This is a genomic window from Bacillus thuringiensis (assembly GCF_022095615.2).
GTDB lineage: Bacteria > Bacillota > Bacilli > Bacillales > Bacillaceae_G > Bacillus_A > Bacillus_A cereus_AG.
In genome coordinates, this window is record NZ_CP155559.1 from 2,075,212 (window position 1) to 2,100,638 (window position 25,427).

Sequence of the window (25,427 nt, forward strand, 5' to 3'; positions counted from 1 at the left end):
GTATATTTATAGAAGAGTGTGTCACATGTTTTAAGGAAATCAAAAATTATGAAAATAAATTAGTTTTGCATGAAATTTTCATTAGTTAAGGAAGTGGTTGGATGAGTGTATTAACGTATACTGAAGAATTTTTTAATTATGTAAGAGAGTTTTTACTTTTAAGATTTTTACTATTTGCTTTAGTTCTAATCATTATCTCATTTGTAATCAACCGTATTATTGATTGGTTTTTTAGGAAATCAAGCTTTTTTGATGAAGAGGTAGAGCAAACGATTCAAAGTGTGATTCGATCTATTTTTAGATACATCATTATCATCAGTCTAATCATATATTTAATTAGCCAATTTGTAGATATAAAAAGTATCATTGCAGGTGCAGGGATAGCGGGGGTTGTTATCGGTTTTGCTGCACAACAGATGCTGAAAGATGTTATATTAGGCTTTGCGAGATTAGCGGACAAAGAGTTTCGTGTTGGCGATTTTGTTACTTTTAACGGAACAAACTCAGGAACGATTGAGGAAATTAGTATTCGTTTTATGCAAATTCGTGAATGGTCAGGAAAACTCCTTACCATACCGCATGGAGAGATTAGAACGATACAAAATTTTAATAAAGGCTGGATGCGAGTAATTGAACGGATTACGGTAAGTTATCAGGAAGATCCTACAAGAGTAAAGGAATTGTTAGAAGAGGTTTGTGTGAATTGTAATGAAAAATTGGCTCCAAGTCTTTATAAAGTAGATGATGAAGCTGTTGAACCATTTAAATATGTTGGTGTTACAGATTTAAACCCGAACCTGAAATACGTTGGATATGAATTTTGTATGACAGGTTTAATAAAGCCAGAAGATTATTTTGAAACTTCTAGACAAGTAAGATTTGAATTAATGTCTATGTTCCATAAGAATCAAGTACAAATGCCAGCAGCCAATATGTTCGTTACTACTGAAAGTTTACATAACCATGGTGGACAATCTTTATCGGACAGCTAAAGTAGAACAGTTTATTAACGAGAATTTTGCTTTCAACATTGGATAGAAAAATAATAATAAAATGATTGATATAAAGAAAGAGCTGAAGGAATTCAGTTCTTTTTAATTTGTAGAATTTAGAAATTTCTTAATGTTATAATGGTAGTTGGTGATGAAAATGAACTTTGAAGAAAAAGAGATGCATCGTTTAGAAGCATTAAAAGCAATTGCTGAATTATTAAATGAAGCAACAGACTTACAGGACATGTTAGAAAAAGTGTTACATACATTGTTACAAGTTATGAATTTACAAACAGGGTGGATCTTTTTTATTGATGAAAGTGGAAAGCACCGTATGCTTGTAGATCAAAACTTACCGCCAGCTCTTACGTGGCAAGAAAAGAAGCCGATGTGTGAAGGAGACTGCTGGTGTGTAGAGCGTTTTGTGAATGGCAGATTGGAAAAAGCGACAAATATTATTGAATGTAAGCGAATAGAGGATGCGATTGAATGTAATTGGGGAGATACCGAAGATGTTACGCATCATGCGACAATTCCCCTTAGATCTGGATCGGAGAAGTTTGGTCTATTAAATGTCGCCTCTCCTCAAAAAACACATTTTTCAGAGGAAGAATTAGCATTATTAGAATCAATTGCATTTCAAATTGGAACGACAATACAGCGTATTCAGTTAGTGGAAAGAGAGCGTAAATACGTGGTTGTAGCAGAACGAAATCGATTAGCTCGTGATTTACATGATTCAGTAAAACAATTGCTATTTTCTATTATGCTAACAGCAAAAGGTACTCTAAATATGACGCAAGATAGAGACTTGCAAGAGATGTTGAGCTATATTGGAGAATTATCACAGGAAGCATTACAAGAGATGACACTTTTGATTTGGCAATTAAGACCGGAAGGGTTAGAGAAAGGTTTAGCAGAAGCAATTAAAACTTACGGAAAGTTGTTAGGGATTCATGTGGAAGTTCGAATTGATGGAATGGTTTCAATTGGGGATGAAATAGAAGAAGTTTTATGGCGTATTAGTCAAGAAGCAATACATAATTGTAAAAAACATGCTTCATGTGAAAAGGTAAATATTCTTTTGAAAATAGAAAATAACCAGCTATATTTTTACATAGAGGATAACGGAATAGGATTTATACAAGATCACGTAAGAGAGACAGCGCTCGGTTTAAAAAGTATGAAGGAACGTATTCAGTTAATGAGGGGATCATTTCAAATAAAAACGGAGCTGAAAAAGGGTACGAAAATTGAAATTCAATTGCCGGTTTGAAGGAGAGAAGAAGGTTGAAGATTAAATTACTTTTAGTTGAGGATCATCATATCGTCCGAAGAGGACTTGTATTCTTTTTGAAAACGAGAGAAGAATTTGAAATTGTTGGGGAAGCAGAAAATGGTGAAGAGGCATTAACATTCGTCCAAACAAAAAGACCAGATGTAGTATTAATGGATCTATCCATGCCGAAGATGGATGGTATTGAAGCAACAAAACGGATAAAACAATATGATGAGACAATAAAGATACTTATATTAAGCAGTTTTTCAGAGCAAGATTATGTTTTACCAGCACTAGAAGCTGGAGCAGATGGTTATCAATTAAAAGAAGTACAACCTGAGCAACTTGTAGCTTCTATCATTGCAGTACATGAAGGAAATGCGAATTTTCACCCGAAAGTAACACCAGCACTCTTAGGACGGTCAGCAGTTAAAAAAGAAAAAGAAAACCCTTTTTCTATGTTAACGAAAAGAGAGCAAGAAGTACTTCGTGAAATTGCGAAAGGGAGAAGCAATAAGGAAATTGCAGCAGAGCTTCATATTACAGAACAAACTGTAAAAACACATGTTTCAAATGTTTTAGCTAAGTTGGAAGTAGATGATCGTACGCAAGCTGCATTATATGCGGTGAAACATGAGAAGAAGTAATATTAAGTATGAATAATATAGTCATATGTTATGACAGAATACATAGAAGCAATTAAAAATGTATAGTGATTTTGAATAAAGGTTTTTCTTCTTTCAATAATTAGGTACAATAAAGTGAAACTTTAATCAGTAGGGACCATCCCCACTGATTATTAGCCCGCATCAATTGGGTTTTTATGGGTAGCACGACTCCCTCCTAACTCCCTTGCATTCATCGGATTTTGAGGTGGGGGTCTTATTGCTCGTTAATATGGGATAAAGCTACGATGGAAGGGGAAGATATGCTATGCCAGGTACAAGAAGTGGGCTTGGGAAGATTCAGGCTTCGTTAAACGGTTTATCACCGAAATTGCGAAGTATTGCTGAACATATATTGGAACATCCACAAGATGTTGTACATAAATCTATTACAGAATTAGCTGAAGTTACGAATAGCTCCGAAGCTACGATATTCCGCTTATGTAAGCACCTTGGTTTTCAAGGGTTTCAAGATTTAAAGATTACATTAGCTCGTGAAATTGTACATACTCCAATGCAAAATATTCATGAAGAAGTATCGGCGGAAGATAGTATGGTAACTGTTGCTAAAAAAGTTTTTCATTCGCATATTACAGGACTGCAAGATACATTGCATTTGCTAAACGATACAGCACTAGAGCAAGCTGTAAAAGTATTGCAAGATACAAGCCGTATTGAGTTTTATGGAAATGGTGGTTCCGGTATTATTGCGATGGATGCATATCATAAATTTATGAGAACTGGTATTTCTTGTATTGCTCATACAGATTCACATTTTCAAATTATGGGTGCGGGTTTACTAACTAAAGAAGCAGTGGTCATTGCAATTTCTCATTCTGGTAGCAATAAAGGGTTACTGGAAGCGTTAGAAGTAGCAAAAGCAAGGGGAGCTCGCATTATTGCGATTACGAGCTATCAGAAATCAGCATTAAGTCAACTTGCTGACATAACACTTTATACTTCTACACGCGAGACGGAATTCCGTACAGAAGCTAGTTCATCAAGATTAGCACAGTTAAGTTTATTAGATACTTTATATGTTGGATTATCGTTACAACGCCAAGAAGAAACATTGCAAAATTTACAAAGCATACGTGAAACAATTTCGATGAAACGAATATAAAAAGTCCTTCAGTTGAAGGGCTTTTTATATTGGTCAATAGTTTGATGATATATAATCTAGGTTTACTCGTTATAATCTTTTTTGAAAATATGATGATTATAATTTCCTGCTAAAAAAACTTTATTTTTGTACCCTCTAAATACTCCTCATTTAGAATTCTAATAAACTATACATGGATGAAATTTCAGTTTCCCTTCAAATATAGTAAGAAAACATTTGGTTAATAATTCAAATATTGTTCAATATTTAACAATAAGCTTTTAAAATTACATGTTATGATGAACGTGTAATGATGATTGAACATTTAAATTTGGCATAATGATTAGCCAAATCAGTGAAGAAAGAAGTTTTGAGATGTACTCATTAAAATTCTAAAACACTAAAGGGGAGATCACATATGAAAGCAGTAGTAGTTAATAAAAATAGTAAAGCAAACATTGAAGTTATTGAAAAGGAATTACGTCCGTTACACTCAGGTGAAGCGTTAGTAGATGTAGAGTATTGTGGGGTTTGTCATACTGATTTACACGTTGCAAATCATGATTTTGGAAACACAGATGGCCGTATTCTTGGTCATGAGGGTGTAGGTATTGTTACGAAAATTGCTAATGATGTTACTTCACTAAAGATAGGTGATCGTGTAAGTATTGCATGGATGTTCCAATCTTGTGGACGTTGTGAATATTGCGTAACTGGTAGAGAAACATTTTGCCGTGAAGTTAAAAATGCTGGTTATTCAGTAGATGGCGGTATGGCTGAACAATGTATTGTTACAGCTGACTATGCGGTGAAAGTACCAGAAGGATTAGATCCTGCTCAAGCATCATCAATTACATGTGCGGGCGTAACTACATATAAAGCAATAAAAGTATCAGATATTAAACCTGGTCAACCTATCGTCATCTATGGTTGTGGTGGATTAGGTAACTTAGCTATCCAATATGCTAAAAACGTATTTGGTGCAAAGGTAATTGCAGTAGATATTAATGACGATAAATTAGCCTTAGCAAAAGAGGTTGGCGCTGATATGACTATCAATCCAATTTCACAAGGTCCTGCTGATAAGATTGTTCAAGATGAGTTTGGTGGTGCTTATGCTGCTGTAGTCACAGCTGTTTCTAAAGTAGCATTCAATTCAGCGGTTGACGCAGTACGTGCGTGTGGTAAAGTCGTTGCGGTAGGTTTACCAGTAGAAACTATGGATTTAAACATTCCGCGACTTGTATTAGATGGAATTGAAGTAGTTGGTTCTTTAGTCGGTACTCGTAAGGACTTAGAAGAAGCATTTATGTTCGGTGCAGAAGGAAAAGTTGTACCGGTTGTTCAAACTTGTTCCCTAGATAAAGTACAAAATGTATTCGAAGAAATGGAAGAAGGTAGAATTCAAGGACGTATGGTAATCGATTTTAAACAGCATAATTGTGATTGTAAATAATTCACTTTAAATATACAAAACATAAGTCTAGCAAAGGACATGTAAAAAAGTTAGACGGCATAAAGAAGCTGATCCCTGTATTCAACAGGGATCAGCTTCTTTTTTATCAATGCCGATTAATGAGAAATGATTAAAGGTTTAATTTATTTGCAAATGAAAAAGAATCTTTATGTTTAACAAATTTCTTTTGATCTGGAACGGATTGAATTGCTACAGTTTGCGAATCTCTTGCTTTTAGTGCATCTTGAATCCCGATTGTCATAAGTTTAATAAATAGAATCGTAATAAAGAATGAAACGAGAGTATAAAAAATAATCCACCATGAAAGATTCATTTCATAACGATTTAATCCAATAAGGCCTGCCCAATCATTAGATAAAGAAACAGGTTTGAGCACTCCGTCATAGAGTTCCCGCATTTGTATCCCGCCAATTACAATGTCAAGCAACGCTAAATGGATAACGAGTATGAGTGTTTGGACGATATGTTCCATGAATAACACAAATAAGCGGTCAAGTAATAAGACTCGTAAGTGTTTTTTGATAATATGAAAACGGCTGGCACCCAGTAATTGTGAACTTAAAATGTAATCTTGTTTCATAAATTCATCAACCTCTGAGGATATATATATAGAAAGTGTAGGCAGAGCGACGAAAATAAGTACGAGTACTTGATAAAACGCAAATGAAATATTTGGATCTAATCTATCAGCATTTGATATGATTACAATATTAACAGGTGTGATGAGTATAAATGCGATAAATAAAGTAGGAATATAGTAAAAAACTTCTGAGCATGCCTGGAAAAATCTCTTGAATTTTGGAGCATATAAACTTAAGAGAATTCCTATACATGTTCCGAATATAATTCGAAAGAAGCTAATTGCCACGGCTAATAATATAGTGAATTTTGCTCCTTCTATAATTTGTAAGAAAACAGACTCTCCAAAACGATCAGATCCAAAAGGCGGTATTAACGATGGCGGAAAGGGGGCCTTTCCAAGTAATTCGTTATTGTCATTGTAAAGTAACTGAGGAGGTTTTGGGATGTTATCTTTAAAGAACCAGCTATAAATAAAGCTAGCTGAAACAAGTATGAATAAATAAGTAAAGCCGATTAAAAAGCGTTTTGATTTCCAAATAGATTTCATAAAGCTGCTCCTTTCAATTGCTTTTGCCATCTAATCATCATGAGAGAAATTATTTGAAAAATGGCATAAAACGGTAAAATAATCATAACAAGTATGATAAATGCAGCTGGAGGTGAAATAAACGCCTTCTTAAATAAAAATTGAATAATGCCTTGCATATTAAAAACAAATTCTAAAATGAATAAGTTAGAAAGTAAGAAAACAAAAATCGTTTTTAAATGGTGGAAAAAGTGGATAGATATATTTTTGAATAAATGAATGCACAGTATATAACTTGATGAAAGGCCTTTTCCATATGCAACCTCTACGTAATGTTTTCCATGTTCTTCTTTTATGTATAACACCATCATCCGAAACATTTGTAATGTAGGTAAGACAGCTAAAGATAAAATAGGGAGTAAATAAGCTCGATTTTCATTAAAAGAAATAATAGTGAAAGGGGCTTCCCCGAATTTCTGAAGTACCCATATGAAAAATATTTGCAAACAAATCATTATCATCATATCGGGGACAGCTTCTAATATGAACACAATTCGGTTTATCCATTTTTTTATATAATCTTTTGCTAAAAAATAAAAAAATGCCATGCTAGATGATAGAAAGAGCGCAACCAAAAAGGCTACAAATAATATAGTAAATGAATATAGGTAAGGTTCTAAAACAGTTGGGAATAATGGTGTTGTTTTTAAATGACCAAACTTTGGGTCTGACCCTATAACCAACAATGATTCGGGTGAGAAAACCTGTTTTAACATAGTAACGATCTGGTTAAAAAAATAAATGGGTTGAAAGGTGAATCCTTGTTGAGTGATAAATAAATAAGGTAAATTTAATAATAGTAACAGTGATAAAAGAATTGATGAAAGCTTAATTGTGAATTGAGATATTGTATGTAACATTAAATCCCTCCGACATCTTTTTACAACATTATACAATAAAGTCTAAAATATTGTTTTATTTTTCTGAAAAATATAAATACTATTAGATTTTATAGTATGGAACATATATTTACAAGTTAATAAAGTGATAGTAGGATCCGCACTCTAAGACTATTAAGATAAAAGGACGAGTGAACTTAATACAATAAAAACGAGAAAAGTGCACAAAAATTCCATTGCGGAGGTAGTTGCTGTACAACTCCTTTTTCAAGCAAATGAGTAGAACGTACGGAAGGACTATATATGTGTTGTTAATGAAAGAAAAAGAATGTGTTGCGAAACGAATATAATGCAACTTTACCGCACGGAAAATCTAAATTTAGTATGGAAGTGAAATGGAATGAGGGGATTTATTTTTTTGGTTTGAAAAAAATTTTCTTCTTAAAACTTGATTAAAGAAAAAATATTTTATATACTAATTCATGTAAACGGTTTACTAAATCGTATTTTGCTAGAAACGAAGGGAAGATTCGCATGGAAACAAGGGGGAGAGTAATCGGGATTGATATCGGTACCACAAGTACAAAAACGGTTGTGTTCACAGAAAATGGAAAAGTCGTTGCATCACATGCAGTGGATTATCCAATTATACAACCGAACGTCGGATGGGCTGAGCAAGATCCTGATATAATATGTGCTGCTGTTTACAAAACTGTAAGCGTTGCCATTGAAAGGGGTAATGTATTACCAGAAGATATTTCTTCAATCGGTATTAGTACAGCAATGCACGCATTAATTGCAGTAGATGAAAATGGTGCGCCGTTAACGCACTCTATCATTTGGGCAGATAATCGGAGCACGAAACAAGCAGAAAAATTATTACAACATATGAATGGACATGAAATTTATAGACGTACTGGTACACCAATTCATCCGATGTCACCACTATCTAAATTGTTATGGATGAAAGAAGAGGAACCAGAATTATATAAAAGTGCTTATAAATTTATTTCTATTAAAGAATACGTTGTTTACCAATTATTTTCACGTTACGTAGTGGATTATTCGATAGCATCAGCTACTGGGTTATTTAATTTAGAAACATTAAACTGGGATGAAGATGTTTTAACGATGTTACATATGTCACCAGAACAATTATCAACACCTGTGCCAACTACATATATTTTATCTGGTATGAAACCTGAATTAGCACAAAAGATGGGCATTCGTGAAGATACTCCAGTTGTTATTGGTGCAAGTGATGGTGTTCTTGCAAATGTAGGCGTTGGGGCAATATCGCCTGGATCGGCTGCAATTACGATTGGAACCAGTGGTGCGGTTCGAACAATTTCATCAAGTGTTAATACAGATGAAAAAGGAAGAACGTTTTGTTACGCATTAACAGACGAGCACTGGGTGATCGGCGGGCCAACGAATAACGGGGGAATATTATTGAGATGGTTACGTGATGAATTCGGTAGCCCAGAACAAGAAGTTGCAAGGAAGCTTGGAATTGATCCGTATGATCTATTAATTAAATATGCGGAAAGTGTACCAGCTGGAGCGGGTGGATTGCTATTTTTACCGTTTCTATCTGGAGAACGTGCACCTTACTGGAATGCAAATGCTCGTGGTACATTCTTTGGAATAAACCTTCAGCATAAACGAGAACATTTTATACGAGCAGTCATGGAAGGTGTTTGTATGAGCGTATACTCTGTTGCACTCGCAATCAGGGATTGTACAGGGCCACTTACTGAAATACGCGTTTCAGGAGGATTTGCGAAATCTGCATTTTGGAGACAAATGTTATCCGATATGATGGGAAAAGAATTGCTTGTTCCTGAAAGTCATGAAGCATCTGCGCTTGGGGCAGCGGCACTTGCTTTATATGCTGTAGGAAAAATTGATTCTCTTGAAGAGGTAAAGGATTGGATTGAAATTGTTCATCACCATGTACCGAATAAAGAAAATACGGCAATATATTTAGAAATGTTTTATATGTATGAACGACTTTACAATCGCTTGAAAGAAGAATTTGATTGTATAGCTGCTTTCCAACGTAAACAATAGGGGGATTGGGAGAAATGGTAGTTGGAATCGTACTAGCGGCAGTTGTCATACTACTTTTACTTATTACGGTAGTAAAATGGCATCCATTTGTCGCGTTAATTTTAACAGCAATTGGTGTAGGGTTAGCAATGGGAATGCCATTGATTGGAACTTCACCAAAAGATCCAGGGATTATCGATTCTATTAAATTAGGGCTTGGTAATACGTTAGGGTTTTTAGCGATAGTTTTAGCATTAGGAACGATGCTTGGAAAAATGATGGCCGAATCTGGCGGTGCTGAACGAATTGCTAACACATTAATTGGTCGTTTTGGGAAGAAACGTGTTCACTGGGCAATGATGTTCGTTGCATTTTTAGTAGGAATTCCAGTATTTTTCCAAGTTGGATTTGTACTACTAATTCCATTAGTATTTACAATTGCGTTAGAAACTGGGGTATCACTTATTACAATCGGTATTCCGCTAGTAGCAGGACTATCCGTTGTACACGGACTCGTGCCACCGCATCCAGCAGCGATGGCAGCGGTAGGGATTTTTAAAGCAGATGTAGGGAAGACAATTTTATATGCATTAATTGTCGGACTTCCAACTGCAATTATTTCAGGTCCGCTTTACGGGAAATGGATCGGTGCTCATATACATAAAGAAGTACCGTTAGATATAGCGGAACAATTTATTGAAAGAGATAAGAAGAAGGAACTTCCTAGTTTCGGAAATACATTGTTTACGATTTTACTTCCAGTATTTCTAATGCTAGGTGCGTCGATTGCGGAAGTAGGGCTAAACAAAACAAGTCAACTTGCACAAGTATTACACTTTATTGGAGATCCAATCGTCGCATTATTAATTGCAACGATATATTCTTTCTTTAGTCTTGGTTATGCAAAAGGTTTTTCAAAAGATAAAGTATTACAATTTACAAATAGTTGCTTAGGACCTATTGCGAACATACTGTTAGTTATTGGTGCAGGCGGTGCGTTTAATAAAGTATTATTAGATTCTGGAATTGGAACGACAATCGCAGAAATGGCGAAAGAATCTCATATTTCACCGATATTATTAGGTTGGGGAATTGCGGCACTTATCCGAATCGCGACTGGATCTGCTACAGTTTCTATGATGACAGCAGCTGGAATTGTAGCACCAATTGCAGCAAGTACACCAGGTGTAAATGTTGAACTACTAGCACTTGCAACAGGTGCAGGATCATTAATTTTATCACATGTAAATGATTCTGGATTTTGGATGATTAAAGAGTATTTTGGAATGACTGTGAAAGAAACATTATTAACATGGACTGCAATGGAGACCATATTATCTGTTGTAGCACTTGGATTAATTTCGTTATTAAATATATTTGTATAGAATGGGAGATTGATTAATATGAAACTAGGTTTAATTGGATTAGGAAAAATGGGATTCCCATTAGCAGAACATTTATATGAAGACAAGCATGAAGTAGTTGTATACGATGTAAATAAAGAGCTTGTTGAAAAGGCTGGGGCTTTAGGGATTACTGCTCGCCATACATTAAAAGAAATGATTGCTGAACTAGAAGCTCCTCGTACAATTTGGGTAATGGTACCTGCGGGAGAAGTTGTTGAGTCAGTATTAAAAGATGTATATCCATTATTAGAGGAAGGCGATATCGTTATTGAAGGTGGAAATTCATTCTATAAAGATACGTTACGCCGTGCGGAAGAAGCGAAAAGCTTTGGTTTACATTACGTAGATATAGGAACATCAGGCGGTGTAGAAGGAGCTAGATACGGTGCTTGCTTAATGGTTGGTGGAGAAAAAGAAATTTACGATCAATTGGAACCTTTATTTAAAGATTTAGCAGTAGAGAATGGCTATTCCTATGCTGGCCGCGTTGGAAGTGGTCATTTCTTAAAAATGGTTCATAACGGTATTGAATACGGTATGATGCAAGCAATCGCTGAAGGCTTTGAAGTGTTAGATAAAAGTGATTTTGATTTCAATTATGAAGATGTTGCAAAAGTATGGGCAAATGGATCAGTTATCCGCGGTTGGTTAATGGACTTAACTGAAAAGGCATTTGCAGATGATCCTAAACTAGATGGTATTAAAGGGGTAATGAACTCTTCAGGTGAAGGCAAATGGACTGTTGAAACGGCACTTGAACTTCAAGCGGCAGCACCGGTAATCGCAATGTCATTATTTATGCGTTACCGTTCTCAAGAAGATGATACATTCCATGGAAAAGTAGTTTCAGCTCTTCGTAATCAGTTCGGTGGACATGAAGTAGTCAAAAAATAGGGAATAATTTTGGAGAAGAAACTTGTGCATAAGCGCAAGTTTCTTTTTTTTATAGTTTAAAAATAGCAATCAATCTTTTTATATTTGTACTGATTGTATCAAATATAAAGGCAAGCATGAAAGATGTCCTAACATAAAAATAAGAATAAATAAAATGAAGTTTTCATAAATAGTAAAAGGGTGGTTATGTCATCAGTGTAGCTATGAAATAGTGTTACATACGAGAAGAGCGTGTTAATAAAATATGAGGTGGTTAAATGGGAAATGAGCAAGTGAAGAATGTGGGGAAAGAAAAGAAGTTATGTCTTTGTATGATTGTTAAAAACGAGTCTAGAATTATGGAAAGGTGTTTAAATGCTACAAAATCAATTGTAGATTTTGTTTCTATTTGCGATACGGGATCAACTGATAATACACCTGAAATTATTGAAAATTGGTGTAAAGAAAATGAAATCCCTGGAACAGTTCATCATGAACCATTTCAAAACTTTGGTTATAACAGAAGTTTAGCTGTTTCATTGGCACAAAAAACATATCCAGAAGCGGATTATTTATTAATATTAGATGCGGATATGATATTAGAAGTTGATCCTGATTTTGATAAGACTAGTTTAACGGAAGACCATTATCTTACATTGCAATATGATATTCATATTAAATATTGGCTTACACGCCTTTTAAAAGCTTCTTTACCATGGAAATCAGTAGGTGTTACTCATGAGTATTGGGATATAGATCGTTCCAAAGTTGATGCGAACTACATTGCAAGAGTAGCAAGGCTAGAGACGCTTGTCGTTAACGATCCTGGGGATGGTGGTAGTAAAGCTGATAAGTTTGAGAGAGATGAGAGGCTGTTATTACAAGGATTAAATGATCCAGAAACAACGCCAGATTTGCATATAAGATATTTATTTTATTTAGCCCAAACTTATTTTCATTTAAGTCAATTTGAAGATTCTATTAAATGGTATAAAAAACGAGTGGAAGCAGGGGGATGGGTTGAAGAGGTGTTCTATTCGTTATTGCGAATAGGATTTTGTTATGAACAATTAGCAAACCGTTCAGCAAATGAACAATATGAAGTAACAGAAGCGGATGAAAAAGAAAATGCTAAGAAACAAGAAGAGCAATATACAGCATTAGCTGTTCTTTATTTTCAAAAAGCGTGGGAATATCGACCAACTAGGGCTGAGCCATTATACCAACTTGCAAGAATGTATCGATTAAAATCCGAAAATAATATTGCTTTGATGTATGCCTTACAAGGGAAGGAAGTTCCTTTTCCAAAAGATGATCTTCTATTTGTAGATTATCATGTGTATGATTACTTATTTGACTATGAGATTTCTATCAGTGCTTTTTATATACCACATAAAAAACATTTAGGTGCAGTATCACAAAAATATTTGGAATCGAAAAAAGAAGAGTTACCGTTTCATATAGCAAATATGGTAGAAAGTAATGCAAAATTTTATTAAATACAATTTTGGTTAAAGGAGTAGTGGAGTAATCATGGAGTTAATACGATGGGCGCTTGAACTAGGTGAATCTGTGCATGGAAATACGTATGAAGAATTGATGCCACTACTAGACTACTATTATGATCGTGATCATTTAAAAGCGTATTGTGTCGCAAACCTTCTTTTAAACATGGACGCCCCAGATGAGCATCGACAAAAAATCGAATTAAGAAGGTGCATTGCTGCTTATTATGCTGGATTATATAAAGTAGCAAAAAAACATGCAAATGAGCTTTTACTTAAATATCCGGATGTGGATTTATATAAAAATAATTTAAGGTTAATGGAAGCTTATTTGAATAAAGAATATGATTATTGTCTTTTTATATGCCCAAAGACGTATGGTAGTTTTATAGATGTTGCACGAGCTTTGAAATGGCGATTGGAGCAGGAAGGAAATACAGCAATTATATCAGAAACAATACTAGAAAATGTAAAAAATACAATTGTATTTGGAGCGCATACATATGCATTTAATCCAAATTTACTTCCGAAAAATGCAATTATTTATAATTTAGAACAGCTATATGAAGGAAGCCCGTATGCGCATCCACTTTATTTAATATTATTAAAAGATAAGGAAATTTGGGATTATAGTAAACAAAATATAGAATGGTTAAAACAAAAAGGAATAGGAAAAGAAATAAAACATGTAGGAATGAACTATGCACCAACTTTAGAAATAAAAAAAGATGCATTTGAAGATGAAATTACTGAAGACATTGATATACTGTTTATAGGTGCTCTTAATCCGAGGCGGCAAGCTATTTTGGATCAATTAAAAGCAGTTGCCCCCAATTTAAATATTGTTTTTAAAAATAATGCTTGGGGAATTGCTAGAAATGAGCTAATTGCTAGGTCTAAAATTATTTTAAATATTCATTTTTACTTATCAGGAATTCTTGAGACACCTCGTGTTTCTTATGCAGTGGCAAATAAGAAGTTTATTATTTCAGAAAATAGTAATCCGGAAGACGAGATAGAGTGGCCGGGAATTGTATTTACTTCGTACGAAAAAATAATAGACAATATAATGAAATATGTAGCCTTACCAGAAGAACGTATCAAATTAGCAGAAAAAGCGTATAACCATTTTGAAGCTAAAGGTAGTATAGGCATACTGAGTCCTAAAGGGGAGAAAAAGTAATTGTGAAGAACTCATACTTTCGTATGAGTTCTTTTTTCGTCTATCATACTATTTTATCAAGCTAGTTCCCTCTTTATATCGTGTTTTGTATAGAAATTTCTGATAATATATAAATATAACTTGAAAACAAAGGGGAGAAATAATGATGAAACTAGTTGTTATTAACGGTACACCAAGAAAATTCGGAAGAACTCGCGTAGTGGCAAAATATATTGCAGATCAATTTGAAGGGGAATTATATGATTTAGCGATAGAAGAGTTACCATTATATAACGGAGAAGAATCACAACGTGAATTAGAAGCGGTAAAAAAATTAAAGGCGTTAGTGAAAGCTGCTGATGGGGTAGTACTATGTACACCTGAATATCATAATGCAATGAGTGGGGCATTGAAAAATTCGTTAGATTACTTAAGTAGCAGTGAATTTGTTCATAAACCTGTCGCGTTATTAGCAATTGCTGGAGGCGGTAAAGGTGGAATTAACGCATTAAACAGTATGCGCACTGTTGCTAGAGGGGTATATGCAAATGCAATCCCAAAACAAGTTGTGCTTGATGGACTTCATGTACAAGACGGTGAACTGGGAGAAGATGCAAAACCATTAATTCATGATTTAGTTAAAGAATTAAAAGCATATATGAGCGTATATAAAGAGGTGAAAAAACAACTAGGAGTTGAGTGATATGCCATCTCTGTATAGAGATTCTCGCTTGTATTTCATTCTGGGGGCCAATAGTCTATCAGCTATTGGTTCTGGAATTGTAATGATAACGATTCCGTGGTTGTTAATTAAAGAAAGTGGAGGGGAGACAACGTTTGGCTATATTTCCATCATCTCAACTCTAATTATGTTTTTATTAACGCCGTTTATCGGGCAAAGTATTGATCGCTTCTCAAGAAAATCTTTATTGTTATGTAACGAAGGAATCGGGATAGCCGTAATCGGAATAATGGTTATATGGGGATTTGCTGGGCAATCTTATTATTCTATTCACTATATTCTTATTTATATAGCAGGATCTTTTTACTATCTGTTATTTTATCCTACAATTTTTGCATTTAACCAAGAAATTTTTCAAGCTGAACATTATAAAAGTTTAAGTGGGGCGATGGAAATACAAGGACAGTTAACACAAGTTATTTCAGGAGCAGCCGCGAGCTTCCTAATTGAAATTGTGTCTTTGAAGTGGATTTTGTTAGTAGATATGTTAACTTTTGTAGGAGCATTTTTCCTGTTCTTATGTATACCATACGTAAAGAAAAAGGAAGTAAAAAAGAAAGTAACATTTAAGAAGCAATTGTTCGAAGGAATTCACTTTATGAAAAAACATCCTAAGCTCTTTTGGTTCTTACTTGCCACTTATATGCCGTTTATCGGTGTCATGATGGCAAATTATTTAATACCAGTTTATATTTCGGATATACTCAAAGCCAATGCCTCTGTCTATGCAATAGAGGGCATGATGTACGGTGTCGGAGCGGTTGTTGCAGGGATCTGCATTCCACTCATAATGAAATATGTGAAAACAGAAGTTTCAATCGTTATGACGATGTTCATTTATGTAATTTCAATTACCGTAATGATTATTGAACCTTCCGTAATGTTGTTATATGGACTTGCGATTTTTCATGCGATTGGAAATGCGGGTACAAGAGTAGCGAGAAATGTATTGATGATGGAGGAAATTCCAAACGAAGTAATGGGACGTGTAGACAGCTTATTTCGATTAATTGGTACAGGAATACGAATTGTATTATTAATGCTGTTTACAGCTGGTGTATCTAAAGCTGGGGTAACGCTTCCTTTTTACGTATTAAGCTGCATATTGATCTTTTCATTAGGAATTGCTATTTATTATGTACTTTCACAACGTAAAGTAGGGACGAACGTTTCTAATAAATCAATCGTATAAAAAGTACTTCTGCCTTCCTATCTTTTTCTATATAATATAAAGAAAGGGAGTGCAAACTTATTTATGAACAAATGGATCTTGCTTATAATCTTATTATTACCACCACTATACATTCTTTATATGACGTTTCGAATGAAGAATGTTGCTCGTGAAAAATTGAGTAATCACTCTCCGTACGTTCTTATATTAGGCGCGAAGTTATTTGGAGATAGACCGTCTTTATCTCTTCAAAACCGTTTGGATGTAGCGTTGGAATATTTATATTCCCATCCTGAAGCGAAAGTAATTGTTTCAGGTGGTCAAGGGGAAGATGAAGATATACCGGAAGCTCATAGTATGAGAAACTATTTAATGGTACATGGTATAGATGAGAGTCGTATTTTAATAGAAGATCAATCTACAAATACGTATGAGAATGTAAAGTTTAGCATGGATTTATATGATGTGAAACATGCGGTAGTGGTAAGTAATACGTATCATTTATATAGAACGAAAATAATTGCAAAGCGTTTAGGTATGAAGATGGAGGCGCTAGCTGCTGAAACACCAATGCGCTCTAAGAAAAAAATGTATGTACGTGAATATGCTGCAATAATGAAAACCATATTGTTCGACCGTTAGAGCTCAAATGTGAGCTCTTTTTTTGTACAATAATGCGTATCATTTGAAATGAATTCCATATTCCATCAAAATAAAGGAAACAACATTAAAGGAGTTGTATTTGTGATTCAATTTAATCATGTGTCAAAAGCGTATGAAGATGGCACGAAAGCAGTGGATTCATTGCATTTAGAAATTAAAAAGGGAGAATTTTTTGTTCTCATTGGTCCGAGTGGTTGCGGGAAAACAACGACAATGAAAATGATTAACCGTTTAATTGAAACGACTGAAGGATCTATTTTAATCGATGGAAAAGATATTCAACAATATAATATTAATGAATTGCGTTGGAATATAGGATACGTATTGCAGCAAATCGCTTTGTTTCCGCATATGACAATTGCTGAAAATATTGCAGTTGTTCCTGAAATGAGAAAATGGAGTAAAGAAAAAATAAAAGCTCGTGTCGATGAGTTACTACAGATGGTTGGGCTAGATCCAGACGTATATCGCGATCGTATGCCGGATGAATTGTCAGGAGGGCAAAAGCAGCGCGTTGGTGTCGTAAGGGCATTAGCCGCAAATCCGAAAATCGTTCTTATGGACGAACCGTTTAGTGCGTTAGATCCGTTAAGTAGGGAACAACTTCAGAAGGATATCGTACAACTGCAAAAAAAGATTCAAAAAACAATTGTATTCGTAACACATGATATGCAAGAAGCATTATCGCTTGGAGATCGCATTTGTATTATGAAAGAAGGAAAAGTTGTCCAATTAGATACACCAGAAGGAATTATACATAATCCGAAAAATGAATTTGTAGAGGAGTTCATTGGAAATCGTGGACGACCTTGGTATGAGGGGAAAAGTATAGAAGATGTATTGCCACTTGATGAAAGTATGCGGATAGAAGGGGATGCACTATCATTACATTCTTCTTTACAAGAAGCATTAGTTCGTGTGCGAGCTGACGAAGTCGTTCCAGTTGAAGAAAATGGTCAATATGTTGGAGCTTTAACAAGTCGTCATATTGTCAATTATATTGTTGAACAAATGAAGGAAAGAGGCTAAACAGTGACTGATTTTATACAAACGTTCCAAGAACGAAAAATAGAATTACTAACTGCATTAAGTGAGCATTTACAAATATCACTTATTTCATTATTTTTTGCAGTAATTATTGCAGTACCGCTTGGCATTTTATTAACGAGAAAAGAACGAATGGCTGAGTTTATTATAGGAACTTCTGCAGTTATGCAGACGGTCCCATCACTGGCATTACTCGGACTTTTAATCCCATTGGTAGGAATTGGAAAACTCCCAGCCGTTATTGCATTAGTTGTGTATGCACTATTACCCATTTTACGAAATACATATACAGGAATAAGGGAGTTGGATGAATCTTTAATCGAAGCAGCGAGAGCTATGGGGATGAATAGCTGGAGAAGACTGTGGAAGGTAGAGCTCCCTCTTGCATTACCAATTATTATGGCCGGTATTCGTACGGCGATGGTATTAATTGTTGGAACGGCTACATTAGCAGCCCTTATAGGTGCTGGTGGGCTCGGTAAACTCATATTACTTGGTATCGATCGAAATGATCATGCACTTATCATTTTAGGGGCCGTACCAGCCGCGTTACTCGCTTTATTCTTTGATGTAGTACTTCGGGTGCTTGAGAGTCCCAAACGCTCTTCTAAGCGTGTTATATTGACGATATGTATTGTTTGTATAATGATTGCTTCTCCATTTCTTTGGAATACACAAAAGAACGATATTGTTATTGCCGGCAAACTTGGATCAGAACCTGAAATTTTAATTCAAATGTATAAGCAACTTATCGAACAAGATACCGATTTACACGTAGAATTAAAACCAGGTCTTGGAAAAACAGCATTTGTATTTGAAGCGTTGAAATCAGGTGAAGTAGATATATACCCGGAATTTTCGGGAACAGCTTTATCTACTTTCGTGAAAGAAGAGCCAAAAAGCACAAATCGGGATGAAGTATATGAGCAAGCTCGCGCTGGAATGGAAAAGAAATATAATATGGTAATGTTGAAGCCGATGGAGTATAACAATACGTATGCACTAGCTATGCCGAAAAAAATAGCAAATCTAAATAATATAAATACAATTTCTGATTTAGGAAAAATTGCACAGGATGCAAAAGTAGGATTCACATTAGAATTTGCTGATCGTGAAGACGGTTATAAAGGAATGCAAAAGTTATATAACTATAAGTTTTCAAATGTGAAAACGATGGAACCGAAACTACGTTATAGTGCAATTCAATCAGGAGATGTTAACGTAATTGATGCATATTCAACTGATAGTGAACTTGAGCAATACGGACTTAAAGTGCTAAAAGATGATAAAGGATTATTCCCACCATACCAAGGTGCACCGTTATTAAGAAAAGAGACGTTACAGAAATATCCTGAACTTGAAAAAGTATTAAATACATTATCTGGGAAGATTACAGATGAAGAAATGCGAAAAATGAATTATGAAGTAAATGTGAATGGTAAAAGTAGTGAAGAAGTAGCAAAACAATTTTTACAAAAAGAGAATTTACTTCGTTAATTTTACAAGAAATATACAAATTTATATGTATGAAATGACCGTTCATTACAAAATGAACGGTTTTTTTGTGCATACTTATACATTTTTTCAAAAAAGTATTCCATTTTTCTTCATTTTCTTTTAGAATAAGTAATGTTTTCCTGAAAAAATATAAGAGAAACGTCTATTAGAGAAAAAGGTGACTTTAATAGTTGAACGAACATAACACCTAGAATGACAGATGGGGTGGTACAAATAGAAAAGAAGTTAGGGTTTTTTCCATTAATTGCATTAGTAGTCGGAACAATGGTTGGTGGCGGTGTTTTTAGTTTACCGCATGATTTAGCAGTAGGAGCAAATAGTGGCTCTATAATAATTGGTTGGTGTATTACAGCGATGGGAATGATTCCACTCGCGCTCGTATATCAAACGTTAGCAAGACAAAAACCGGAGCTTGAGGGCGGAATTTATAGTTATGCACGTGCTGGTTTCGGAGAATATATCGGATTTAACAGTGCTTGGGGATATTGGCTAGCAGGAATTTTAGGAAACGTTGCAACAATCATGTTACTGTTTAGTACATTAGGTTATTTCTTCCCTATTTTTAAAGGAGGAAATAATGTTGCATCTATCGTAGGAGCATCACTTTTATTATGGACACTTCATTTTCTAATTTTATTTGGAATTCGTGAAGCATCTATTATGAATGTTATTGCAACGATAGGGAAATTGGTTCCAATCGTATTATTTATTGTTGTAATGGTAACAGCGTTTCGCTGGGATACGTTTACACATGATTTTTGGGGAGAAGGAACTATATCAGTTTCCTCTATACTCGGTCAAGTGAAAAATACAATGCTTGTAACTCTTTGGGTTTTCATTGGGGTTGAAGGAGCGGTTGTATTATCTGGTAGAGCGAAAAATAGCCGAGATGTTGGTAAAGCGACAGTACTTGGACTTATTTTAGTAATGTCTATTTATATTTTAATTTCTGTCTTGTCAATGGGAGCGATGACAAGAGGAGAGCTTTCCGTATTAGAAACTCCGTCAATGGGACATGTATTAGAGCATGTTGTTGGGACATGGGGTGCAGTTGCGATTAATATCGGGTTAGTTGCTTCACTTGTAGGTACATTAATAGGCTGGTTTTTACTTGTTTCTGAAATTTCCCACGTAGCAGGAAAAGATGGCGTGTTTCCGAAAGTCTTTACGAAAACAAATAAAAAACAAACGCCACATATGGCATTATGGATCTCAAATGGCGTTGCCCAAATTATATTTATAATCGTTCTGTTTTCAGAATCAACATATCAAATTATGTATTTCATAGCGTCAACATCAATTTTAGTACCATATTTATTATCAGCGTTATTCCAATTCAAATTAGTTATTACAAACGAACTAAAAGATGCAAAAGTAAAAAACGGCTCGTTAGCTTTAATGGCTTCTATTTATTCTGTATGGCTTCTATATGCAGCAGGTTTGAAAAATTTATTACTTGTTTCAATCGTATATGGAATCGGGATTATTGTTTACATGTATGCAAGAAAAGAAAAAGGAAATCGTTGTTTTAGAGGTATTGAGAGATATGTAATGTGGGCAATTGTTATTGCAGCTATCACATCAATCTATATGTTATTGACTGGAAATATAAAAATGTAAAAGTCCTTTTAAATAAAGGGCTTTTTTCTTTGTCTAGAGAATATTTAATACATAAGATATTCAGGAGGGATGAAAATGGAAGAAAAAGAACAGTTAACCAGAATTGTTGATTTAGCGAGTGAAGTAAGGAAAGTATTAGTGCAAGAATCCTTTTTTAATCATCATCCTGAACTACGAGGAGTAATTGAAAATTTAGCGAGTGCTGTAGAGAATTTGGCGGAATTACAGCAAAATACAGATGAAAACGCTGAAGATCGATTACGATATGTACTTGCTAAAATGAAAATTGCACATAATGCCATTTTACAAGAGAAAAAAGCATTTCCATCTCATTAATATACGTTTTCATTATGAACCTGGCGGATAACGTCAGGTTTTTTGTTTCTAGTTTTTCGTTTCTTTCATACACTAAGAATAGTATGAAAAAAGAAGGTGACGAAGGTGAAATTACATAAAGCTCTTCAGCCAAGTTTTATAAAAAGAATGTACTATATGAGGTTTGTCGGAAAGTTTACAAAAGCAGAGAGGGAAAAGAATGGAGAGAACTTCTTTGTACAATGCCTATCGCCAATACCATTTACGTTACAAGAGCAATTAAAAAATGAACCATATGTATTTGAAGGTTTATGTAGCAATAAAAAGAATGAAAAAGTCTTTTCGGAATTAAAGAAACGAAAATTAGAAAAGCAACTGGTTATGTTTCGTCTCTATTACGAGAGAGGACATATATATGTGGAGTTAATTTATGCAGAAGAACCGCGAGAAATGGCAAATGGCTATAAAATGATTCCAGTACCTAAAGTTTCCGAATACAAAAAAGGAGAGTCTTTAGAAAGAAAACTTGGAAATGGTTATTTGTCATTTCTAATGCCAAAATATCCGAAAGACTTTGAGCCTCCTGAATTATTGTGGCACGATGGAAGGTTATATGGAAATATATCTTTAAAGTCATCATCAATTAGTTCAATTGCCTATTTTGAACAGCAGCGAGAATGTAAGTATATAGACTTTAATGACTGGGGGAAGCATGTAGAAATAGCGGTAGAAGATCAATTGTATTTTGTAAGTAATCACATGTATGAGCAATTAAAAAAACGAATGACTGAAGAAGGTAAGCGTGTAGAAGTAGAGGAAATAAAAGTGCACAAGGATGAATGGGAATGGGATGAGCGTGAATCCGTCTTTTTACAGTATGTAAAAAGTTTTGTACGTAATAAAGGGCTATATTTGGATGAAACGGACATTTATAATTTCCATATAAGTGCGAAAACAAATATGTTGACGATTTTAGGTGGTATACCAGGCGCTGGGAAATCCCGATTCGTGCAAGCTTATGCAGAAGCACTTGGATTACAGTATGGGGAAGAATTAGTTTGGATTCCGATTTCACCATCGTATCAAGAACCACATGATTTACTTGGTTACCTTCACCCAAATGGTACTTTTATTGAAAGTGAAACAAAATTAGTTAGGGCGTTAATGAAGGCAAAAGAAAATCAAAATCAGCTATATATAATCGTTTTTGATGAAATGAATATGTCACATATTGAGCATTGGTTTACTCCATTTCTATCTGTTCTTCAACTTGAAAAGCAAAAACGTATTCTAAATTTGTATGAAGGTGTACAAGAAAAAGAAAATCCAATTCCATCAACAATTGAAATTGGTGAAAATATTATATTTGTAGGTACAGTAAATTTTGATGAAACAACGAAAGAACTCTCAGATCGATTATTAGATCGGACGAATTTAATAACGTTACAAAAGATTCCGTTTTGTGAGATGTGTATGGAACAAGAGAAAATTGTATTACAACCACCTCTGAAAGTAACTGCAGGAGAATTTCGTATAAGCTGGGTCAGAAATAAAGCGATGATTGAGGTGTTTTCTGAAGAAGAGTTAGAACTATTAGATAAGTTACATGTTGTATTGTCATCACACGATATGTCAAAAGGAATTTCATTTCGATGTGCAAACGCAATAGCTACTTATTTGCAAAATATACCGTTTCAAAATAATCATTCCTATATGATCAGTAGAGAAGAAGGATTTGATTTACAAATCAAGCAGCGTGTATTGACGAAAATAAGAGGAACAGAAATGATGGTTGGCTCTTTGCTTTCTGAAGACGTAAAAAGGGGGGCGACATTACTACCTCTTTTGCAATCGCCACTTGCAAACAGAGTATCTACATTTGAACACTCTTTAGCATATATTAGAGAAAAGCGTAGAGAACTGGAGTTGTATGGCTATGCAAAATGAAGGGCGATATGAAACAGAAATCGTTGATACGAAAGAAACACTCCCTTTTGTATTAAAGTTAATCATTGGAACTGAGGCAAAAGGGGAATATATTTTATTAAATCGTCTTTGTACATCTACTACAGCATTAGTTCAATGTATTTATAAAGTACAAGAATTAAAACCAATCAGATTGCATTACCATTATGAAAGTCCAATGAATATTACTTTTATATGGAATAAAGTATATGAGGGACAGAAAAATATAAAAGAGTCAAAATATGAAATAAATGAAAAAAAACAAAAGGTATTAATATATGAACATGGAAAAACGGAATTCTTTTATCCATGGCGTTGTGGCTTATATCATTTTGAAGTGAATATAGAAGATAAAACGTATTATGGCGCTTTTCAAGTCGTTCCCAAAAATTTTTTTGATGATCAATTTGAAATGATTCAAAACTATGTAAAGTCAATATTAAATGAGTTGATTTTAGATAGAGGTTATTATAAAAAGACCTTCTCTGCACTCAGTGATATTGAAGATTCTTCTTATCTAGTGTTACTTAGAAAGTTGCCACAAAAAATGAAAAAGATAAAGCAAATTTTTAAGAAAATAGAATCAAGTTCAAAATTTATACATGAATATAAATGGGAAGAAAAAGAACGGAAAGCAACGAGAAAAGGAGCCATAGTGGCGGAAAGAAAACCGTATGCAAAATATTATAATCGTAAGTTTATAGAACAAAAAAATAGTAAGGAAAATGCATTTCTTAAATTTAAAGCGATGCAATTTTATTTCTATTTACTTGAAGCTGAAAGTTTTTTACGTCAAACAATTGAAATATTAGAAAGAGCAAAAAAGAAGAAATCAGAAGAGTTTCAAGCTGTAAAAACGATTATACAAACAATTGAGCGTAATGGATCAGTGACGGATAGAGAGAAACAAAAATATAAAAATATACATTTACTAAAAGAGGCGGACTTACGAAAAAGTTCCATGAAGATACAAGAATATAAAATATTATCGCATTTTGTACATGATAGTGTACAATATTTTCAAACTTTAATGCATTCTCCATTTTGGAGAGAAGTTGTTGAAACGGTTAACATGAACTCACATAATTTACCGATACCACATCAACAACTACTACAGCATTTAGATGTACTTCCACAATATACAGATCAATCTCCATCATTATTATTTGTTTATAAGCCAACATTTTTAGTGTATGAATATTACGCTTTTTTTATCGTTATTTCCATGTTAGAGCAAATTGGTTTTGAGGCCAAAAATTCCATTCGTGAACAAATTCAAGGACATTTTTATGTAGATGGATTACAGGATGGAACGACAGTAGTTGTACATCGAGATGATATTAGAGTACATGTCGCATTTAATGATTTAATTGAAACACATCCGCTTATTGCTTTAAGTAAAGGGAGTAATTTTTATAATGGAGAAGACACGAAGAAGCCAGATATTCGCTTAGATTGTTATGTAAAGGAAGAAGGGAAATATGTATATCAATCTTCTATTATTATTGAAGTCAAGTATAGCCCCATGTACAATATTTTTCAGCACGTTGGAAATACGAAAGCAACTGAGCAAATGTATAAGTATTGGTCTATAAAATATGTAGAAGAACAGAATGGAAAGCGAGTCTATTATAGAAGGGCCATTTATGAAGTCATTTGTGTATATCCAGGAAGTCATATGCATAGTAAAAAAATTGAGTCTGGATGTGGTGTGTTCTTGCAATTATATCCATATAAAACGAAACAAGGGGAAGAGAAATTAGCTGGAAAACATGGAATGGTACAAATTTTTGAGAAGTGGTTAAAAAGCATGAAGAAGTAAAAGAAATCCTTTTTTATAAAGGATTTCTTTAGATTAAGAAGAAT

General features: G+C 34.3%; 21 protein-coding genes. 19 read left to right on the top strand and 2 right to left on the bottom strand.

Translation table 11 applies throughout. The annotated features are described in order from the left end of the window. The first annotated feature begins 101 nt into the window (after positions 1-101). The 5 genes from KZZ19_RS10710 (at position 102) to adhP (ending at position 5,494) form a co-directional block, all read left to right on the top strand. Positions 102-992 carry a mechanosensitive ion channel family protein gene (locus KZZ19_RS10710; RefSeq protein ID WP_226545377.1) on the top strand — a complete coding sequence of 297 codons (891 nt, stop codon included), beginning with the start codon at positions 102-104 and terminating at the stop codon, positions 990-992. A 178-nt stretch (positions 993-1,170) separates the two neighbouring features. Next, entirely contained in the window at positions 1,171-2,268 is a 1,098-nt protein-coding gene (locus KZZ19_RS10715) for a sensor histidine kinase (protein ID WP_170930136.1), read from the top strand. A gap of 14 nt (positions 2,269-2,282) precedes the next feature. Beyond that, complete coding sequence (gene casR, locus KZZ19_RS10720) at positions 2,283-2,918, top strand: two-component system response regulator CasR (protein WP_237981025.1); 636 nt, start codon at positions 2,283-2,285, stop codon at positions 2,916-2,918. Positions 2,919-3,204: 286 nt separating this feature from the next. Continuing rightward, the gene (locus KZZ19_RS10725; RefSeq protein WP_088096299.1) at positions 3,205-4,059 is read left to right on the top strand and encodes a MurR/RpiR family transcriptional regulator; all 855 of its coding nucleotides are present in this window, start codon (positions 3,205-3,207) and stop codon (positions 4,057-4,059) included. A gap of 397 nt (positions 4,060-4,456) precedes the next feature. Beyond that, complete coding sequence (adhP, locus tag KZZ19_RS10730) at positions 4,457-5,494, top strand: alcohol dehydrogenase AdhP (protein WP_237981026.1); 1,038 nt, start codon at positions 4,457-4,459, stop codon at positions 5,492-5,494. Positions 5,495-5,624: 130 nt separating this feature from the next. Here the strand turns inward: adhP and KZZ19_RS10735 are convergent, their stop codons facing one another. Both KZZ19_RS10735 and KZZ19_RS10740 read right to left on the bottom strand, forming a co-directional pair. Beyond that, complete coding sequence (locus KZZ19_RS10735) at positions 5,625-6,644, bottom strand: ABC transporter permease (protein ID WP_237981027.1); 1,020 nt, start codon at positions 6,642-6,644, stop codon at positions 5,625-5,627. Continuing rightward, positions 6,641-7,543 (bottom strand): ABC transporter permease subunit, encoded by a 903-nt coding sequence (locus tag KZZ19_RS10740; protein ID WP_237981028.1) that lies wholly within the window; start codon positions 7,541-7,543, stop codon positions 6,641-6,643. Before KZZ19_RS10740 ends, KZZ19_RS10735 begins: the two co-directional genes overlap by 4 nt. A 513-nt stretch (positions 7,544-8,056) precedes the next feature. On the opposite strand from KZZ19_RS10740, the gene gntK reads away from it, so the two are divergent. From gntK to KZZ19_RS10810, 14 genes are all read left to right on the top strand, one after another. Then, on the top strand, positions 8,057-9,595 hold the full coding sequence (gene gntK / locus KZZ19_RS10745) for a gluconokinase (protein ID WP_237981029.1): 1,539 nt from the start codon (positions 8,057-8,059) through the stop codon (positions 9,593-9,595). Between the two features lie 14 nt (positions 9,596-9,609). Further along, positions 9,610-10,959: a GntP family permease gene (locus KZZ19_RS10750; RefSeq protein ID WP_237981030.1), complete on the top strand. Its 1,350-nt coding sequence runs from the start codon at positions 9,610-9,612 to the stop codon at positions 10,957-10,959. Positions 10,960-10,977: 18 nt separating this feature from the next. After that, on the top strand, positions 10,978-11,874 hold the full coding sequence (gene gnd, locus KZZ19_RS10755) for a phosphogluconate dehydrogenase (NAD(+)-dependent, decarboxylating) (protein WP_000765992.1): 897 nt from the start codon (positions 10,978-10,980) through the stop codon (positions 11,872-11,874). 257 nt (positions 11,875-12,131) lie between these two features. Beyond that, on the top strand, positions 12,132-13,352 hold the full coding sequence (locus KZZ19_RS10760) for a tetratricopeptide repeat-containing glycosyltransferase (protein ID WP_237981031.1): 1,221 nt from the start codon (positions 12,132-12,134) through the stop codon (positions 13,350-13,352). A gap of 34 nt (positions 13,353-13,386) precedes the next feature. Further along, the gene (locus KZZ19_RS10765; protein ID WP_237981032.1) at positions 13,387-14,541 is read left to right on the top strand and encodes a glycosyltransferase family 1 protein; all 1,155 of its coding nucleotides are present in this window, start codon (positions 13,387-13,389) and stop codon (positions 14,539-14,541) included. A 145-nt stretch (positions 14,542-14,686) separates the two neighbouring features. Further along, positions 14,687-15,223 carry an NADPH-dependent FMN reductase gene (locus KZZ19_RS10770; RefSeq protein ID WP_237981142.1) on the top strand — a complete coding sequence of 179 codons (537 nt, stop codon included), beginning with the start codon at positions 14,687-14,689 and terminating at the stop codon, positions 15,221-15,223. A 1-nt stretch (position 15,224) separates the two neighbouring features. Beyond that, entirely contained in the window at positions 15,225-16,454 is a 1,230-nt protein-coding gene (locus KZZ19_RS10775; RefSeq protein ID WP_237981033.1) for an MFS transporter, read from the top strand. Positions 16,455-16,517: 63 nt separating this feature from the next. Further along, a complete protein-coding gene (locus KZZ19_RS10780; RefSeq protein WP_001045797.1) occupies positions 16,518-17,075 on the top strand; it encodes a YdcF family protein in 558 nt (185 codons plus the stop codon). 102 nt (positions 17,076-17,177) lie between these two features. Then, positions 17,178-18,125 (top strand): ABC transporter ATP-binding protein, encoded by a 948-nt coding sequence (locus KZZ19_RS10785; protein WP_088096309.1) that lies wholly within the window; start codon positions 17,178-17,180, stop codon positions 18,123-18,125. Positions 18,126-18,128: 3 nt separating this feature from the next. Beyond that, positions 18,129-19,640: an ABC transporter permease/substrate-binding protein gene (locus KZZ19_RS10790; protein WP_237981034.1), complete on the top strand. Its 1,512-nt coding sequence runs from the start codon at positions 18,129-18,131 to the stop codon at positions 19,638-19,640. A gap of 213 nt (positions 19,641-19,853) precedes the next feature. Then, entirely contained in the window at positions 19,854-21,281 is a 1,428-nt protein-coding gene (locus KZZ19_RS10795; protein ID WP_088096311.1) for a basic amino acid/polyamine antiporter, read from the top strand. 75 nt (positions 21,282-21,356) lie between these two features. Next, positions 21,357-21,617 (top strand): hypothetical protein, encoded by a 261-nt coding sequence (locus tag KZZ19_RS10800; RefSeq protein ID WP_000391452.1) that lies wholly within the window; start codon positions 21,357-21,359, stop codon positions 21,615-21,617. Between the two features lie 105 nt (positions 21,618-21,722). After that, a complete protein-coding gene (locus KZZ19_RS10805; protein ID WP_237981035.1) occupies positions 21,723-23,543 on the top strand; it encodes an AAA family ATPase in 1,821 nt (606 codons plus the stop codon). Next, positions 23,533-25,383, top strand: a complete 1,851-nt coding sequence (locus KZZ19_RS10810; RefSeq protein WP_237981036.1) for a hypothetical protein — start codon at positions 23,533-23,535, stop codon at positions 25,381-25,383. Before KZZ19_RS10805 ends, KZZ19_RS10810 begins: the two co-directional genes overlap by 11 nt. Positions 25,384-25,427: the final 44 nt, after the last annotated feature.